General features: G+C 66.9%; 8 protein-coding genes. 4 read left to right on the forward strand and 4 right to left on the reverse strand.

Annotation, left to right across the window (positions count from 1 at the left end):
- Window positions 1–5 precede the first annotated feature (5 nt).
- Window positions 6–2,300 (forward strand): FG-GAP-like repeat-containing protein, encoded by a 2,295-nt coding sequence (locus tag ACFTSF_RS33050; RefSeq protein ID WP_380158475.1) that lies wholly within the window; start codon window positions 6–8, stop codon window positions 2,298–2,300.
- Between the two features lie 1,334 nt (window positions 2,301–3,634).
- Here the strand turns inward: ACFTSF_RS33050 and ACFTSF_RS33055 are convergent.
- The 4 genes from ACFTSF_RS33055 to ACFTSF_RS33070 form a co-directional block, all read right to left on the reverse strand.
- A complete protein-coding gene (locus tag ACFTSF_RS33055) occupies window positions 3,635–5,167 on the reverse strand; it encodes a DUF222 domain-containing protein (RefSeq protein ID WP_380158477.1) in 1,533 nt (510 codons plus the stop codon).
- A gap of 220 nt (window positions 5,168–5,387) precedes the next feature.
- Window positions 5,388–6,854, reverse strand: coding sequence for a hypothetical protein (locus tag ACFTSF_RS33060; protein WP_380158479.1), 1,467 nt, complete (start codon window positions 6,852–6,854; stop codon window positions 5,388–5,390).
- Window positions 6,855–6,875: 21 nt separating this feature from the next.
- Entirely contained in the window at window positions 6,876–7,598 is a 723-nt protein-coding gene (locus ACFTSF_RS33065; protein WP_344165777.1) for a FadR/GntR family transcriptional regulator, read from the reverse strand.
- Window positions 7,595–8,893 (reverse strand): L-fuconate dehydratase, encoded by a 1,299-nt coding sequence (locus tag ACFTSF_RS33070; protein ID WP_380158481.1) that lies wholly within the window; start codon window positions 8,891–8,893, stop codon window positions 7,595–7,597. The genes ACFTSF_RS33065 and ACFTSF_RS33070 overlap by 4 nt, the downstream gene beginning before the upstream one ends.
- Window positions 8,894–8,998: 105 nt before the next feature.
- On the opposite strand from ACFTSF_RS33070, the gene ACFTSF_RS33075 reads away from it, so the two are divergent.
- Genes ACFTSF_RS33075 through ACFTSF_RS33085 form a run of 3 tightly spaced genes read left to right on the forward strand, consistent with a single transcriptional unit; the run spans window position 8,999 to window position 12,562 of the window.
- A complete protein-coding gene (locus ACFTSF_RS33075; protein WP_380158483.1) occupies window positions 8,999–9,946 on the forward strand; it encodes an ABC transporter permease in 948 nt (315 codons plus the stop codon).
- Entirely contained in the window at window positions 9,943–10,836 is an 894-nt protein-coding gene (locus tag ACFTSF_RS33080; protein ID WP_380158485.1) for a carbohydrate ABC transporter permease, read from the forward strand. Before ACFTSF_RS33075 ends, ACFTSF_RS33080 begins: the two co-directional genes overlap by 4 nt.
- Before the next feature lie 34 nt (window positions 10,837–10,870).
- A complete protein-coding gene (locus ACFTSF_RS33085) occupies window positions 10,871–12,562 on the forward strand; it encodes an ABC transporter substrate-binding protein (RefSeq protein WP_380158487.1) in 1,692 nt (563 codons plus the stop codon).
- The last annotated feature ends 18 nt before the right edge of the window (window positions 12,563–12,580 follow it).

Consider the following 12,580-nt stretch of genomic DNA (forward strand, 5'->3'; position numbering starts at 1 on the left):
ATCCCATGAGTGCACACCCGCTCCGCCGGCGGACGACTGCCGGCTTCGTCGCCATGCTGACGGCGCTTACCCTCCCTGCCTCGCCCGCCGATGCTCGCAGCGCAGTGGGAACCGCCGATGCACGCACAGCCGGAGAGGCCGCTGCACGCCCTGCGGCCGGAATCGCCGATGCACGCATGGCTGGCGGCACCGGCGCTGCTGCCGTGGGCAGCCCCGAGCCCGGCGACCTCGTGGGGCGCGATCGTGACGGCCGGCTGTGGGTTCATCCCGGTACCGGCGATGCCAGGCGCCCGTGGGACCCCGCCGTACGAACGCTTGTCGGGTCAGGTTGGTCCGGCCCCAACGTCCTTTCGCTGGCCGACGTTTCGCTGGACGGCCAACCCGACCTCTTCACGCGCGACCCGGCGAACGACGGCACAGTCGGCTACCACCCCGCGCCCGGCTGGGACCCCGCAGTACGCGTGCTGGGAATGGCAGGCTGGAACAGTGCGCAGGCGGTCCTGGCAGAAGACGTCGACGGCGACGGTCGCCCCGATCTACTCGCCCGGCAAAGCGGTGGCAACCTAAGAGTCTGGCCCCACGACGGCAACACCACCGCCAGCCCGTGGCTCACCAAACCCGCCTACGACGTAGCCGAAGGTCTGGAACGCGCCGACCTGGTCGCCTTCGGCGAAGTCACCGGCGACGGACTGCGCGACCTCGTGATCCGCGAAGACGACGGCACCGTCTGGGTCCTACCCCACCCTGGTGGCTTAGCCGCGAAGGTTGCCCCAGGCAAGCAGAAGCGAACGCCCCGCTGGCAATGGAGCAAGCAACGCGCAGTGAGCCTCGCCGTCACTCCTCGCACGGTCGGCACCGGAGCGCTCGCCCCCGGCGTGAGCACCGATCGGATCGCGGCCGGCGTCAGCACGAACGAGCTTGCGGGCGGTGTCAGCGCGGATCCGGCGGCGCCGTACAGCGTGGGGACCGGGTGGGCCGAGGATGCCCGGCTCGATTTCCAGGACGTGAACGGGGACGGCCTGGCCGATCTGCTTGCCACCGATCGCGATGGTCGGCTGCGGATCGCGTTGCACACCGGTGCGCCCGCGGGCGAGAACCCTTGGCCGGCGACGGTGTCGGCGGGGGACTGGTCCGCCTACGACTTGGTTGCAGTCCGTCCCGTCGCCAGCGTGCAGTCGGTGGTTCGGATCGAGCCGCGGACGGCTTCTGCAAAGGCTGGTACGACGACCAGCTTCCGCGCGACCCTCGTGTCGCCGAGCGGGAGTCGTGATGTGACGAGCGAGGTCACGTGGTCCACCGCATCATCAACGGTCGCGACGATCGACAGTTCAGGCCGCGCCACGGCGCATGCGGACGGCAACACCGCCGTACTGGCCGGCTTCACCGGAGCAGCCGTCGGTGCAGCCGGACTCAAGGTGGGTGCCGGCGGCGGCTCCTCGCCGGTGCCGGTGCGGTTGGGGGACGCGGTTGGACTCGATCGGGACGGGCGGCTGTGGCACTACCCGTACACAGGCGACCCCGCCCGGCCGTGGAGCCGGATCACCCGGCAAATGGCTGGGATCGACTGGGCCGGACCCGATCGGCTGGTGCTCGGTGATGTGACGCTCGACGGTACGCCGGATCTGTTCGTCCGCGATCCCGCAGGCGACGGCAGCGTGTGGTTCCACCCGCACTCCGCCGCCGATCCGCAGCGACCCTGGAGCTTGACCCGCAAGGTGTTCGGCATGAGCGGCTGGAACAACGCCGCGGCGGTGATCCTCGAGGACGTCAACAGCGACGGACGCCCGGACCTCCTGTCCCGGATGCCAGCCGGCAACCTCCGGTTCTGGCTGCACGACGGCAAGACCGCCTCGAGCCCCTGGCTGTCCGCGGGCCAATGGTCCGACATCGCGACCGGCCTGGAGAACACGACCGTCGTACGGTTCGGCGAGGTCACCGGAGACAACCGCCGCGACCTCGTCATCCGCGAACGCGACGGTTCGGTCTGGGTGCTCCCGAACCCCGGTGGCGTCGTCGGACCAGCCAGCGCACCCCTCTGGCGATGGAACCCCGCAACCGCCGACCCCGCCCCGGCCGACCCAACCAAGCCCTACCGCCTCGGCACCACCTGGGCCGCCAGCACGGCACTCGACCTACAAGACGTCAACGGAGACGGCCGCGCAGACCTCCTCGCCACCACCACAACAGGCGAGCTCAAAGTCCACCTACACAACGGCAACCCCCGCAACCCCTGGACTGCCGCGACAACAGTCCCCGGCAACTGGAACGACGGCCTAACCGCCTTCAGTTCCACCACGTAAGTGATGTCTGCCATGAATTCCGAACTGCCGCGGCACCCGGTGCTCCACTGAGCACAGATGCTGCCGGGCAAAACCGCAGACGACGGGTGCCGCGCCGTCTACGGCTGACGAGCTGTGATTGCTGCAGCCCTGGGCTCAGGTGGCTTGTGCCTGACCCATCGAGCGTGGTGCTGTCCGCGTGGGCTCGGCCGATGACGCGCGCGGTGGTTGTCCGCTGCTGCGGCCGACTAAAAGCAGGGGTGGCTGAGCAATCCGACGGCTGAGCCGGATGGTTGCTGCCGGCGCCCAGTGCCTGCGTCGTCTGAGGCTGACGGGCTGTGCTTGCTGCCACGAGGACTAGGCAGCCTGCAGTTGACCCAGCGCCATGGTTGCTGCCCGGGTCCAGGTGGCTTACGGCTGGTCCGGTTGGGTGGCGCAGCCGAGCGTCGACTCGGCCGACGACGTGCGCGGTGGTTGATCGCCGCTGCGGCCGACCAAAAGCAGGATGGCGGGGCGGTCCGATGGCTGAGCCGGATGGTTGCTGCCGGCGCCCAGTGCCTGCGTCGTCTGGGGCTGACGGGCTGTGGTTGCTGCCGGGGATCAGGTGGCCTGCAGTTGACCCACCGTCGTGGTTGCTGCTGCCCTGGAACAAGTGGTTTGTGGCTGGCCCATCGAGCGGGGTGCTGTCTGTGTGGGCTCGGCCGATGACGTGTGCGGTGGTTGTTCGCCGCTGCGGCCGACTAAAAGCAGGATGGCGGGGCGGTCCGGTGGCTGAGGCGGATGGTTGCTGCCAGCGACCAGTGCCTGCGTCGTCTGTGGCTGACGGGCTGTGGTTGCTGCTCCGGGGATCAGGTGGCCTGCACCTGACCCACCGTTGTGGTTGCTGCCTCGGGACGAGGTGGCTTACGGCTGGTCTGGTTGGGTGGCGCAGCCGGGTGTGGGCTCGGCCGGTGACGTGCGTGGTGGTTGTTCGCCGCTGCGGCCGACTAAAAGCAGGGTGGCGGGGCGGTCCGGTGGCTGAGCCGGATGGTTGCTGCCGGCGACCAGTGTCTCCGTCGTCTGGGGCTGACGGGCTGTGGTTGCTGCCACGGGATTAGGCGGCCTGCAGCTGACCCACCGTTGTGGTTGCTGCCCCCGGGGTCAGGGGATCAGGTGGCCTGCGGCTGACCTATCGGCGTAGGTGCTGCTTGGAAGTCACGGGGTTGGCTGCTGATCCGGTGATGTGGGCGGTGGCCGCGGCTGTGGCGGTTGTGGCGGGTGTGTGGTGGGCGTGGGTAGGTCCGCGGGCCGGTCTGGGGACCGGCTGCCGCGGTGGGGGTGGTGGATTGGTGGGGTTGGTGTGCCGAGGGGTGGGGTTACGGTCCGGCTGTTGGGGTGGCGTTGGTGCCCCACGGGTCGGGGTAGCTGGGTGCGATGGAGTTGAGGCAGGTGCGGAAGGCTTCGCGGGCGGCGGCTAGTGTCGGGTTGGGGAGGCTGCTGGAGGCGGGGAGCCGTTCTGGTTGTTCGTGGGTTGGGTCGCTGTGGGGGTGGGCAGGGGTGATCCAGCCGATGACGTCGGCGAGTGCGGCGGGGTCGGTGCGGGGTGGTTCAGCCCAGGTGGGGCGGGTGACTTGGACGCCTTCGGTGGTGATGGACAGTGTCCATTGGCCGTCGTGGACTGCGCGGTGGTGGACGGCGCATAGCAATGCGAGGTTTTGGAGGTTGGTGGGGCCTCCTGCGGCCCAGTGGATGAGGTGGTGGGCGTGGCACATCGAGGGTGGTGCTTGGCAGATGACGCAGCCTTTGTCGCGTTTGTTCAGGGCGCGGCGGATGTAGCGGTTGACGAAGCGTTGTTCGCGGCCCACGTCCAACGGTTGGGAGTCTCCGCCGAGGACGATCGGCAGGACGGCGGCGTCGCAGGCTAGGAGGCGGACGGCGCCGGCGGATAGGTTGCCGCCGAATACCAACTCACCTCCTCCACCACCCCGACAGGCTGCACCGAGACCCGCCGCACCCGTCGCTCCGGCCGAGGCCGCATCGGCGCCGCTTGCGTCTGGTCCGCTTGCATCGGCCCCGCCCGCGTCTGCGCCGGTGGTGCCGCCGAGGGCGGGTGGGGTGGCGGCGAGGGTGGCGGCTTTGAGGTCGTTGAAGTCGATGGTGACGGTGAGGTGGGGGACGCCGGGGTGGTCGGGGTTGCCGGCGGCGGCGTCCATGACGGTTTTGAAGGCGTCGGCCTGTCGCTGGTCGCGCGTGCGTGGGTCGCGTTCGCCGTCGATGGTCTTGTGTGGCTTGGACAGGGTGTGGATCTGGGTCTCGAGCTGTTCGCCGGCGGCGCCGGCTACGAAGCCGGAGAACCTCACCCCACCCTCGGTACGCCGCAACCGCACGTACTCCTTCGCGCGGGCCTGGTCTTCGGCTGGTTCGGGGCCGTTGGTGTCCAAGGTGGCGAGGACCTTGTGCCTGAACCTGGTGAGCTCGCGGGGGTTGTTGAGGCGGGCGGCTTCGACCATTTGTTCTTCGGCCACGGTCAAGTGTTCGACGGGAGTGGCCGCGGGTGCTTTCTCCAAGGTGGTGACGATGACCTTGGCCTGTTCGACAGACAGCATCGACGGGCGCGTCGGGTCTGTCGGGTCGGGCAGTGCGGCGGTGACGGCGGGGTATTTGTGCAGGGCGGTGGTGAAGGTGAGGTCTTTGCGGACCTCGACCGGGTCGCGAAGGTGCCGTTCCGAGACCAGTTCGACGGTGTCGCGGGCGCCCAACTCTTGGGCGGTGCCCATTTCGTTCAGGCGGCCGATCACCTGGAGTTCGTAGGTTTTCAGGAGGGTGGCGGCGGCCTGGAGGCGGTCGAGAGTGGACAGCAGTTCACTGCCGCTCAGCGACCACACCGGGGGCAACGCCAACATCTCCATACCCAACAGCTTAGACACGGGCACCGACAGTTTTCGAGCCCGGAACCCCCTTATTTACAAGGGATGTGTGGGCTGTTTGGGGGCTGGTTGCGTGCTCAACCTGCCCACACGATCAGAGTCTCGCCAGGGTCGGTCAGGACGCGGGAGCCGGAGTTCCTGAAGTCGACGACGCGGCCAGCCTTTATCGCGACAGACTGGGTCCAACAACCTGCCATCTGGTTCAGAAGTGGCCGCCGTAGCTGTGGCCGCCGGAGTCGCCGCCGTAGCTGCTGGGGTAGGTGGTGACGTGCTGGGTGGAGGTGCGGTCGCTTGGGGATGACGGTTCTGGGGGCGGCCAGGGGTCTCGGCGGCCTGCCCGCCTCGCGACGGCCAAGAAATGCTTGTGCTGGTAGGCGTAACGCTTCTCAGAGAGGGCGGCGCGGAGTTTGGTGCCCTCGGGGTCTTCGTGGTCGTAGCGTTCGAACTGTTCGGTGAGGAAGAGGAGTGGGAGGAGGTCCTCGTCGCGTTCCGGTAGATAGCCCGCGTCGACCACGGCGGCGACTGCTTCGGGGTGGAGGTCGATTGCTTGGTCGAGGATGGCCTTGCGCAGACCGCGGCGGCCGAAGTCGTCGAGCAGGTTGCCGGCGGGAGCGAGGTCGCGGAGGGATCGCCGTACGGCGGCGGCTACGTCGCGGGGGAGGTTTGTTTTCAGGAGCGCCAGGATCCGGTCGATGACGACGTCGGCCGGGACTGTCTGGCCGTAGGGCGAGGTCAGCAGTTGCAGGACCAAAGCGTTCGGGTCGGCCTTGCGGTAGGCCGCGAACTGCTGGGTGAGGAGCAGGTGCAGGGGGATCCAGGCGGGGTCGGTGGGTAGGTAGCCGGTGTGGCGTACGGCGGCGATTGCCTCGTCGTTGCCGCGGAGGGCCTGCTCGCACAAGGCCGCGGCGCCCTCGGCCGGTAGCTCGCGCAAGGCGTGGCGGCAGCGGGCGTGGATCTCTTCCGGCAGCCAGGTGCCGAGGTACTCCAGCAGGCGTACGGCCAGGGCAGCCTGGTCGAAGGCCGGTAGCAGGTCGAGGCGATCCTTCAGCAGTGCGAGCAGAGCCAGGTCGAGGTCGTCGGGCTGGGCTGGCGGCCGCGGCAGGTGCGGGTTGGTGGCGACGATCTGCAGCAGTGGGTGCGGCTCGCCCCCAAGCCACAGTCGGCACCGGGTGTCATGGCCGGGCTCACTGCCAACGTAGGTCGGGCCGAGTCGCGCATGCTGCCGGAACTCGGCTTCCATGGCGTCCAGCAGGCCGGGCTGGTCGGTGACCGATAGCAGGTCGGCCATGCGTTGCCGCAGTGCGAGATCGGGGAACCCCAGCGCGGCGTCGACCAACTGCCGGAACGAGGGATCGCCCAGGTACAGGCCGTTCGCCGGTTCGACGGCGGTCAAGGGGAGACAAGCGGTCAGCCGGTTCTGCGGTTGGTACGGCGACGTCGGGTCCGCTTCGAGCAGAAACTCCAGCACCGGTACGACGCGCGCCGGCCGCTCGTGATTTCCGAACCTGAAGCTTGCCGAGGTCAGCAGGAACCACGCGCCGCGCCACACTTCGTCGCGGTGGGTTCCGCCGGCTGCCCACCAGCGATCGATCCGCTCGCGCGCCCGGCGGTCGTGATCGTAAACAGCAGCAGCCAACCACTGCTGCTTGCTCCGCCGGCGAAGTCTCATCGCTCCATGATCTCACCGGGCTCAGGTCGTCGGCGGGTCTGCGACTCCGGTTTCGACGAGGTAGTCCTCGACGGTGAAGAGGTGGGCGGCCATTCGGGTGCGGGCCCGGTCGGGGTCCTGGGCGGTGAGGGCGGCGAGGATGGAGAGGTGTTCGCGGTGGGCTGTTTCGTCGGCGCCGGGTTGGGAGATGGATCGGCGCAGCCGGTCGCGCATGGTTCGGCCACCGAGTGCGGCGACGAGTGCGGCGAGGACGGGGTTGCCGCCTGCTTCGGCGATGATGCGGTGGAAGGCGATGTCGTTCTCGATGACTGTTTCGTGGTTGGGTTCGTCGAGGACGAGTTCAGACTCGTTGTGGCGTAGGAGTTCCGCCGCTGCGTCGAGTGCCGACGAGCTGATGTGGAGGGCGGCAGCGGCGGCGGCTTCTGTTTCGAGCATCCGGCGGACTGCGTGGAGATGGTGGGTCGCGCTGCCGTCTTGTAGGTCAACAACGAATCCGAGGGGCGCGAGCAGCATCGCCGGGTCGAGTTTGGTGACGTAGGTGCCGTCGCCGCGCCGGGTCTCGAGGATGCCCATCATGGACAGCGCGCGGACGCCCTCGCGGAGCGGCGTGCGAGAGACGCCGAGTGCCGCGGCCAGGTCGTTCTCGACGGGGAGCCGGCCGCCGGGGCGGAGCTGGCCGTCGATGATCATCTTCCGGATGCTCTCGACGACCACATCAGTCTGGGAGACCGTGGGCTCGGTCATGGCTGCGCCCAGTAGGACCCGTTCGGGAACTGGTAGGTCTGAACCGACTCCTTGTGCATCTCGGCACTGTATCCGGGCTCGTCCGGTACGACGTAGGCACCGTTCCGGACCACGCAGGGGTCAACGAAGTGTTCGTGCAGGTGATCGACGTACTCGGTGACCCGGCTCTCGAGGCTCCCCGAGACAGCCACGTAGTCGAAGATCGCCAGGTGCTGAACGAGTTCGCACAACCCGACACCACCCGCATGCGGACACACCGGTACGTCGAACTGGGCGGCGAGCAGGTAGACCGCGAGCACCTCGTTGACGCTGCCCAGGCGAGCGGCGTCGAGCTGGCAGAAGTCGATGGCGCCGGCCTGGAACATCTGCTTGAACAGCACCCGGTTCATCCCGTGCTCGCCGGTGGCGACGCCGATCGGGGCGACCGCCTTGCGGATCGCGGCATGGCCGAGGATGTCGTCGGGGCTGGTCGGTTCCTCGATCCACAGCGGGTCGAACTCGGCCAGCGCCTTGACCCACTCGATCGCCTGCGGTACTTCCCAGACCTGGTTCGCGTCGATCATCAGGTGGCCGTCCGGCCCGAGCACCTCGCGGGCGATGCCACAGCGTCGTACGTCGTCGGCCAGGTCGGCGCCGACCTTGAGTTTGACGTGATTGTAGCCTGCGGCAACGGCTTCCTCGCACAGCATCCGCAGCTTGTCGTCGGAGTAGCCGAGCCACCCGGCGGAGGTGGTGTAGCAGGGGTAGCCGGATAGCTCCAGCTCTTCGATCCGTTGCTTGCGGCCCGACTCCTTCTGTTCCAGCAGCTCGACAGCTTGGTCAGGAGTCAGTACGTCGCTCAGGTATCGCAGGTCGGCGGCTTCGACGAGTTGCTGCGGTGACATGTCGGTCAGGAGTCGCCACAGCGGTACGCCGGCCCGTCGGGCGGCCAGGTCCCAGACCGCGTTCATCACCGCCGCCAGGGCCAGGTGGATGACGCCCTTGTCGGGGCCGAGCCATCTCAGCTGACTGTCCGACTGGAGCTCGCGGTAGATCGCGCCGAGGTTCTCGCACAGTTCGTCGACGTCGCGGCCGATGAGCGGGGCGGCACGCTGAGTGGCCGCGGCGACACACAGGTCGTTGCCGCGCCCGATGGTGAACGTGAACCCGTACCCGGCCAGTGCGGGCTCGTCGGTGTGCAAAACGACGTACGCCGCGGAGTAGTCACCGTCCTTGTTCATCGCGTCGGACCCGTCTCGGGTCAGCGACGTCGGGAAGCGGACGTCGATGACCTCCACCGAGGTGATACGTGGCATGGCGGGGCCCCCTGATCGGTGATAGATATGATCTTTCCTGGATTCAGATGCCGTTCAGTATGGACCAACGGCGACCTCCTCGCTACGATCCCGACAATTCATAGTATGAATTTGGTCGCAGGCTCGGACCGGGAGGGCGCGATGGCAACCCTGTTACGGCGCAGTTTTCAACGGCACTGGACCCTGTACCTGCTGATGGTCGTACCGCTGATCTGGTTCGCCGTCTTCAAATACATCCCGATGTCGAACGCGGTCCTGGCGTTCAAGAGCTTCAACGTCATCAAGGGGATCTGGGGGAGTCCCTGGGTCGGCTGGCAGAACTTCGATCAGTTCTTCGCCAATCCCGTGTTCTGGAACCTGGTGAAGAACACGTTCCTGCTGTCGGTCTACACCGTCGCGGCCAGCTTCCCGCTGGCGATCGCCCTCGCCCTGGGGCTGAACGAGATCCGCAACGGCCTGTTCAAGCGCACGGTCCAGATGGTGACCTACGCGCCGTACTTCATCTCCACCGTGGTGGTCGTGTCGATGACGATCCTGGTGCTGTCCCCGCGCCTCGGCATCGTCAACGAAGGCCTCGGGTTCTTCGGCGTCCCGGCGGTCGACTTCCTCGGCAACCCGGACTACTTCCGCCACATCTACGTTTGGTCGGACGTCTGGCAGACCACCGGGTACTCCGCGGTGATCTACCTGGCGGCACTGTCCGGGATCGACCCGGCGCTGCACGAGTCGGCCCGGATCGACGGAGCGAGCCGGCTGCAACGGATCCGGCACGTCGACCTGCCCGGCATCATGCCGACCGCCGTCATCATCCTCGTCCTTGCCGTCGGCAACATCATGGCGATCGGCTTCGAGAAGGCGTTCCTGTTCCAGAATCCCCTCAACCTGAGCGAGTCCGAGATCATCGCCACCTACGTCTACAAGACCGGTCTGCTGAACGCTGACTTCAGTACGGCGACCGCGGTCGGACTGTTCAACTCGGTCATCAACCTGGTGCTGCTGCTCGGCGTGAACACGATCGCCAAGCGCGTGACCGGGAACGGACTGTGGTCATGAGGGCCCGCCGGATCCGGGAGCCCCGGACAGACCGCATCTTCCTGATCTGTGTCTATCTCCTGCTGACCGTCTTCCTCCTAGTTGTCCTGCTTCCGCTGCTCTACATCCTGGCCAGCTCCTTCAGTAGCCCGGAAGCGGTGTCGTCGGGCCGGGTGCTGTTCTGGCCGGTCGACTTCTCGCTGCGCGGCTACGAAGCGGTGTTCCAGAACCCGCAGATCGTGCAGGGCTACGTCAACTCGTTGTTCTACACAGTGGTCGGCACGATCGTCAGTGTTGTCATGACGATCGCGATCGCGTATCCGATGTCGCGCCGCACCCTGGTCGGCCGCAATGTCGTGATGACGGCGATCTTGTTCACGATGCTGTTCACCGGCGGCCTGATCCCGACGTACCTGGTGGTGCAGTCGGCCGGGCTGCTGGACACTCGGTGGGCGTTGATCATCCCGCAGGCGATCGGGGTCTGGCAGGTCATCATCGCGCGGACCTACTTCCGGACCGCGATTCCCGAGGAACTGGTCGAGGCCGCGCAACTGGATGGCTGCGGTGACCTGCGGTTCCTGTGGTCGGTGGTGATCCCGCTGGCCAAACCGATGATCGCCGTGGTGGCGCTGATGTACGCGATCATGCAGTGGAACTCGTACTTCGACGCGCTGATCTATCTGAAGAATCCGGACCTGTTCCCGCTCCAGCTGGTCCTGCGCAACATCTTGATCCTGAACACCACCGGCGGTGGCGCCATCGACGCGTCCGTCGTGATCCAGCGCCAGCAACTGGCCGACCTGCTCAAGTACTCGCTGATCGTCGTCGCGAGTGTGCCGGTGCTGCTCATCTACCCGTTCGTCGCGCGGTACTTCACCAAGGGAATCATGATCGGCGCCGTCAAGGGCTGATCCTCCGCATCACCCCAACCCCTGTGAGGGATCTATGTCTGTACAGTTCACCAGGCGGAGGCGTGCCGCGATCGCCGGCATCGGTCTCCTGGGATTCGCACTCGCGGCCTGTTCCGGAAGCGGCCAGACCACCGACCAAGGCAAGCCGCTGCCCACGATCACCGGCAACCCGGCGGTCACCCTCGACGTGTTCGCACCACAGTCGGCCGACGCGAACCTGGCCACCAACGACTTCACCCAGCTGGTGAAGCAGAAGTTCAACCTCACCATCAAATGGCAGACCACCACGTTCGACGGTGGGCCGGCCAAGGAGAAGCGGCAGATCTCGCTGGCCAGCGGCGACTACCCGGATCTGTACCTGCTGATCCCGTGGGTCGACCAGTTCAGCACGGCGGACCTGCTGAAGCTGTCCAATCAGGGTGTCGTCACACCGCTGAACCAGCTGATCGACCAGTACGCGCCGAACATCAAGAAGGCGCTGGACGCCACGCCGGAGTGGAAGGCGATGGCCACCGCACCGGACGGCAAGATCTACGGGATTCCGCAGTGGGTCGACTGCTTCCACTGTTCGTACCCGGACAAGCTGTGGATGAACTCGGCCTGGTTGAAGAAGCTGGGCCTCGAGCAGCCGAAGACCACCGAGGACCTGCGCAAGGTGCTCCAGGCGTTCAAGACCCAGGACCCGAACGGCAACGGCAAGGCGGACGAGATCGCGGTCAGCGCGAACCTCCGCGACAACCTCATCCCCTACTTCATGAACGCCTTCATCTACGACCCGCAAGGGCAGAACAACAGCGGCGGCAACAACACCACGCTGGTTCTCAACAACGGCAAGGTCGACATCCAGGCGAACAAGGACGGCTGGCGCGAGGGCCTGCGGTACATCAACTCGCTCTACACCGAAGGCCTGATCGACAAGGGCGCCTTCACCCAGAATCCGGACGCGCTCTCGCAGCAGGGCAACCACGCCGGCTCGGTGATCCTCGGCGCGGGCACCGTCATGCACCCGGGCATCTTCGTCAACAACGGTTCGGCGGACGGGCGGGACAAGCAGTACGAGGCGGTGCCGCCGCTGACTGGCCCGAGTGGCGCGAGCTACGCCAGCTACGTCTTCCCGAGCATCCCCGGTGCCACGTTCGTGCTGACGTCGAAGGCCACCCCGGAGGAGCAGATCCAGGCGATCAAGATGCTCGACTACATCTTCACCGACCAGGGCCAGATCAACGGTCAGTTCGGCTCGGAGGGCAAGGCCTGGACCAAGCCCGGGCCCGGTGACGTGGCGCTCGACAAGTCGATGAAGCCGACGTTCAAGCAGATCCCGCAGAAGCCCGGCTCGAAGCCGCGGAACTCCGGGTGGGGCGCGCTCGCGCAGTACAACAACACCGCGACGTTCCGGAACTCCGAGGTGATCGACACCGACATCCACACGCAGGCGGGGTACGAGCGCAAGCTCTTCGACGCCACCAAGCTGTACGCCGGCCACGAGGACAAGGCGCAGATCTATCCGTTCTGGCGGGTCTGGATCGACCCGTCGCTCGCCAACGAGGTCGCGACGCTGCAGACGAACCTCGAGAACTACATCCAGCAGAACGCACTCCAGTTCGTCACCGGCTCGAAGAAGCTCGACAGCGACTGGGACAGCTACGTCAAGGGACTCGAGGGGCTCGGCCTGAAGCGCTATCTCGAGATCCAGCAGGCCGCGTACGACAAGACCCCCAACAAGTAACCACCACCCCCTGAGGAG

This window comes from Kribbella sp. NPDC056951 (genome assembly GCF_042674205.1).
In the GTDB taxonomy this organism is placed as follows: Bacteria; Actinomycetota; Actinomycetes; order Propionibacteriales; family Kribbellaceae; genus Kribbella; species Kribbella yunnanensis.

What these genes read in the sequence shown, in the direction of transcription:
- ACFTSF_RS33065 (WP_344165777.1), bottom strand. Translation starts at nt 7,598, where the DNA reads ATGACCGAGCCCACGGTCTCCCAGACTGATGTGGTCGTCGAGAGCATC.
- ACFTSF_RS33060 (WP_380158479.1), bottom strand. Translation starts at nt 6,854, where the DNA reads ATGAGACTTCGCCGGCGGAGCAAGCAGCAGTGGTTGGCTGCTGCTGTT.
- ACFTSF_RS33055 (WP_380158477.1), bottom strand. Translation starts at nt 5,167, where the DNA reads ATGGAGATGTTGGCGTTGCCCCCGGTGTGGTCGCTGAGCGGCAGTGAA.
- ACFTSF_RS33085 (WP_380158487.1), top strand. Translation starts at nt 10,871, where the DNA reads ATGTCTGTACAGTTCACCAGGCGGAGGCGTGCCGCGATCGCCGGCATC.
- ACFTSF_RS33050 (WP_380158475.1), top strand. Translation starts at nt 6, where the DNA reads ATGAGTGCACACCCGCTCCGCCGGCGGACGACTGCCGGCTTCGTCGCC.
- ACFTSF_RS33080 (WP_380158485.1), top strand. Translation starts at nt 9,943, where the DNA reads ATGAGGGCCCGCCGGATCCGGGAGCCCCGGACAGACCGCATCTTCCTG.
- ACFTSF_RS33075 (WP_380158483.1), top strand. Translation starts at nt 8,999, where the DNA reads ATGAATTTGGTCGCAGGCTCGGACCGGGAGGGCGCGATGGCAACCCTG.
- ACFTSF_RS33070 (WP_380158481.1), bottom strand. Translation starts at nt 8,893, where the DNA reads ATGCCACGTATCACCTCGGTGGAGGTCATCGACGTCCGCTTCCCGACG.